General features: G+C 71.9%; 2 protein-coding genes. One reads left to right on the top strand and one right to left on the bottom strand.

Annotated features, from left to right (window positions below):
• Positions 1-3,023: TonB-dependent receptor (locus tag VFZ20_RS29450; protein ID WP_329687540.1), on the bottom strand; the 3,023-nt coding region annotated here is incomplete at its 3' end.
• A gap of 530 nt (positions 3,024-3,553) precedes the next feature.
• Here VFZ20_RS29450 and VFZ20_RS29445 point away from each other — a divergent pair.
• Complete coding sequence (locus VFZ20_RS29445; protein ID WP_329687539.1) at positions 3,554-4,255, top strand: response regulator transcription factor; 702 nt, start codon at positions 3,554-3,556, stop codon at positions 4,253-4,255.
• Positions 4,256-4,627 lie beyond the last annotated feature (372 nt).

Below are 4,627 nucleotides of genomic sequence, written 5' to 3'. Positions count from 1 at the left end.
GAGCCGTGCAGGATCTCGTCCAGCCCCGCCGCCAGGTTGAACGCATCCACCATGATGGACAGGCGCCGGCCCAGGTTGGGCAGCTCCGGCCGGAAGGTGGCGCGCAGGTCGAAGTTGGTGCTCCACTCGCCCCGGCAGCTGTTGCGCTCGGCCACTTCGCCCATCTGGTCGCGCAGGCAGTCTCCCACGCGGCCGGGCACGCTGCCCAGCAGCCGCTGCATCCCCGACGCCAGCGCCGTGTCGCCCGCGACGGCCGACGGGTCAAAGACGAACGCGGCGTCGTTGCGCACGCCGTCGCCGTTGATGTCCTGCCCCACGACGGGGGTGAACGGCGAGCCGCTGTTGGCCCGCGCGATCAGGCTGAACTCGAACGACTGGCCGATGGGCATCCCCATCGTGGCGACCAGCGTGTGCCGGCGCTCGCGGTCGCTCGTGGCCCAGTCGCGCACGTTGGGGTCGCCGCGGGTGACGGCCTGCGACAGCCCGCCCAGGGGCGAGCCGCCGGCGAACGAGCCCTGGTCCGTGGACCGCGACCACGTGTAGTTGGCGGAGAGGAGCAGGCGCGGACCAAAGATGCCCTGCAGCCCCACCGTCGCCTGCGCCGTGCGGTTCTCCAGCGCGGAGTTGACGGCAAAGACGTAGCCCAGTTCCGGGTCCACCCGCGACGCGTAGAGCGGGATGGCGGCGGACGACGGCTGGATGGCCGACGCCTGCGCGTAGACGGGGCGCCCGCCCTCCTCGTCGATGGTAAAGGCGGGCGTCTCCCGGCGGTTCAGGTCGCGCACGCCCGTCTGCGCCACGCCCAGCGTGTACGAAAAGTCGAAGTTGGCGCTCACGCGACGCAGCAGCTGCGTCTGGTAGCCCAGCGACGCGCGCCACGACCGCGGGGCGCTGAAGTCGTCCTCGAACACCGTCACGCTGGGCACGCTGCGCACGGGCTGGCCCACGCCGCCGCCCACGCACTCGGTGGGAATCGTCGACGGGTCATCCAGGAACCGCTGCCAGTCGGCGATGGGCGTGGCCGATCCCACGCAGTCGATCTGCGTCTCGCCGCCGGGCAGGCCCGTCTGCTCCAGGGCCGCCGCGAAGAGCGAGTACGGCGCGCGGCCCCGGAACTCGCCCAGGCCGCCGCGGACCAAGCGCAGCGGCGCGCCCTGCTCGCTGAGCCGCCAGCTGAAGCCCACCCGCGGGCTCACGTGGATCTCGCCCGGGATGTTGTCCGTGCGGTAGCCGAACTGCTCCTGGATCCGCGGATTGAGCGCGGGGTCCTCGCCAAAGCGCGAGCCTTCCACGCGCACGCCGCCCGTGACCTGCACCTCCGTGCGGGGGCGCCACGTGTCGCCCAGGTAGGCGGCCACGTCGATGCCCGAGCCCTCCGTCACGCGGTCCGACAGCTGGCGGGTGAAGCGGAAGGGCCGGCCCTCGGCGAACGCCTCCAGCGACTCGAACTCGAAGGTGCCCAGCCGGTTGCTGGACTGCTGCTGCTCGAACGTGTTGGCGTTGAAGACGAGGCCGGCCTTGAGGCGGTGGGTGTCGCGGACGAGCATGGACAGCTCGTCGGCCACCTCGAACGTCCGCTCGCGCGAGAGCGAGGGCAGGGAGCGGTCGCCGCCGAACGCGAACGAGCTGAACCCGCGCCCCGCGCCCTCCAGGGCCGACGCCACCTGCACGCGGCCCTCCGGCAGCTCCTCGTACGGCGTCTGGTCGCGCCGGTCGATGTTGACGGACGCCCGCAGCTCGTTCACCCACCCGTCCGAGAAGCGCGACGTGAGGGTGGCGATGGCGCCGCCGCCGTCGCTGCCCACCTCGCCGCCGTTCTCCAGCGTCTCCAGGAAGCCGATGCGGGCGTTCTCCTGGTCGTACATGTTCAGGTGCGCGCGCAGGGCCAGGTTGTGCTGCTGGTTGATGACGACGTCCGTGCGCCCCAAAAAGCTGAGCGCGTCGCCCGTGCGGGCGTAGTCGCCCGTGCGGCCCGTGAGGCCGTACGTCTGCGTGAGGGTCGTCAGGAACGTGTCCACGGCCTGTGGCGTCACGCCGAAGCGCTGCAGTGCCAGCGGGTCCTGCGGCGTGAGCGCGTACAGGTCGTCCGTGCGGTGCTGGTAGGTAAAGCTCAGGAAGTAGAACAGCCGGTCCTTGACGATGGGCCCGCCAAAGCCGCCGCTGAAGCGGTTCTGCGTGTAGCCCTGGCCCAGCTGCGGGTTGCCGCCGTCCAGCTGCAGCGCTTGGTCGCGCAGCTGCCAGCTGAACGATCCGCCGGGCCGGTTGGTCCCGCTGCGCGTCGTGGTGGCCACGAGGCCGCCGGCGAACTGGCCGCGCGACACGTCGAACGTGCTCGTGACCACCTGCGTGCCGCGCACGCCCTCCTGCGGCACGCCGATGGGCGACCCGCCGCTCTCGCCGCCGCTCAGGCGCGAGCTGAAGCTGGCGCCGTCCAGCGTCACCTGGTTCTGCGACGCCTGCTGGCCGCCCACGGAGAACGCGCCCCGCCCGCTGGCCGAGTCGCCGCTCAGGGCCACCACGCCGGGGGAGAGCGCCGCCAGCGACGCCGCGTCCGTGTTCTCCAGGGGCAGGCGGTTCACGATCTCGCCGGACAGGTTGCGCTCCTGGCCGCCCACGTCGCCGCGGGTGGGCTGGGGGCCGCGCTCGGCCTCGACGGAGATGGCCTCCAGCATCACGGCCTGCTCCGTCAACCGGAAGTCGGCGATGAGCACCTCCTCGTCCGCCTGCCGCGCCACGGTGCGCGACTGCGCCTGCCGGCCCACGGTGGACGCGCGGATGGTGTACCGCCCGCCGCCGTCGGGAAAGGCGATGGTGTACCGGCCGTCGGCGTTGGTGGCCGTGCTGCGGGTGACCCCGCTTTCGGCGGAGGTGGCCTCGATGCGCACGCCGCCGAGGGGCGCGCCCTCGGCGTCGGTCACGCGGCCGCGGAGGAGGTCGGTGCCTTGCGCCGCGGCGGGCACGGCGGCCGTGAGCAGCGCCACGGCGGCGGCCAGCACGGCGAGGAACGGTCGTACGAAGCGCATTGGGGACTGCTTCGGATTCAGGGTTTCCGATGGAGCGGATGTGGATCCGCCCCGGCTGACGGCCATCTGCCCGCGCGTCACGAGATCCGCCCGGCGAGCCGATCCTTCTCAGGGCGATCGGCCCGGCGCCGTCCATCCACCGAATCCATCGTCACGGGACGGGGACGGGCGGACGGACGATGCGATCTCCGGCGGACGGGTACCAGACGCGCGGCGGCGCGGAGATGTTAAGGACGGGGGATGGGCATCCGTCCGGAACGCCTTCCGCATCGACCGTGCAAGACACGGGCGGGGGAGCGGGCGTTGGCGTGTCACGAAAACCCGAACATCGTGCCACGCCGCGTCCCGTTTCGTTACGCGGACGTTACGCGGGCTGTCTACACTCTCCGCAGTGCAGTGTCACAGCCATTTCCGTCCCGAGACCGACGAGGTGGAACTTGCAGATCGCTTCCGCCCAGATGCATTCTTCTAACGTGTTTACCGGGCTGATCGGTGCGGCCGCCCGCGAGCCTGCCCCCAACACGAACCGCATGAGCGCCCACATCCTGGTGGTGGACGACGAGCCGGACATCTCGGCGCTGGTGGCGTACCACCTTGCGCGCGAGAGCTATCGCGTCCGCACGGCCAGCAGCGGCCCCGAAGCCCTGCGCGCGGCGGAGGTGGAGCGCCCGGACCTGGTGGTGCTGGACCTGATGCTGCCGGGCATGTCGGGGCTCAACGTGCTGGAGGAGCTGCGCAAGCGGCCGGAGACGCAGGACATCCCCGTGATCCTGCTCACGGCCCGCAAGGAGGAGCAGGACCGCATCGCCGGCCTGCGCCTGGGCGCGGACGACTACGTGAGCAAGCCGTTCAGCCCGCAGGAGCTCATCCTGCGCGTGGGGGCCGTGCTGCGGCGCGTGCAGCAGGCGCCGCCGGTGGAGAAGGGCGGCAAGGTGGTGCGCGTGGGCCCGTTCGCGGCGGACACGGGCGCGGCGCGCGCGCAGGTGGAGGGGCGCGAGCTGGACCTTACGCCCACGGAGTACCGCCTGCTCATCACGCTGATGGAGCGCCGCGGCCGCGTGCAGAGCCGCCGGCAGCTGCTGGAGGCCGTGTGGGAGGTGACGGCGAACATCGCCACGCGCACGGTGGACATGCACGTGCAGCGGCTGCGCAGCAAGCTGGGCGAGCACGCGGACTGGATCGAGACCGTGCGCGGGTTCGGGTACCGGTTCCGGAACGAGCCGCCGAGGTAACGGAAGTGCGAAAGTGCGGAAGTGCGAAAGTGCGGAAGTGCGGAAGTGCGGAAGTGCGGAAGTGCGGAAGTAACTGCGATGGATCGACGCACCCGCACGGTTGCCGGCGCTGACGGTGGGGGAAGGACGTGGTAGATTGGTCGCTGCGCTGGATTTCCGGCGCGGCGATCGTTGTTTCGGGGGGCGGATGAGGGGCGGCGACCGCGGGAAGCGTCGGGGGAGGTCGCGGGATCGTGGGGTAGGGGAGAGCGAGGAAGAGGGGAGCCCGTCGCTGCGCGACGGGGGCCCTCTCCCCCGCCGCCTGCGCCGCTCGTTCCTCGCGGCTCGGTGGCGACCCCTCCCCCAACTTCGGGGGAGGGGTTGGGCACGGGC

The organism is Longimicrobium sp. (genome assembly GCF_036280135.1).
Taxonomy (GTDB): Bacteria; Gemmatimonadota; Gemmatimonadetes; order Longimicrobiales; family Longimicrobiaceae; genus Longimicrobium.
The sequence above is the reverse complement of the archived record's forward strand: the minus strand, read 5'-3'. Positions and strand labels throughout refer to the sequence as shown.

Coding starts and splice junctions, on each gene's coding strand:
- VFZ20_RS29445 (WP_329687539.1), top strand. CDS start 3,554: ATGAGCGCCCACATCCTGGTGGTGGACGACGAGCCGGACATCTCGGCG.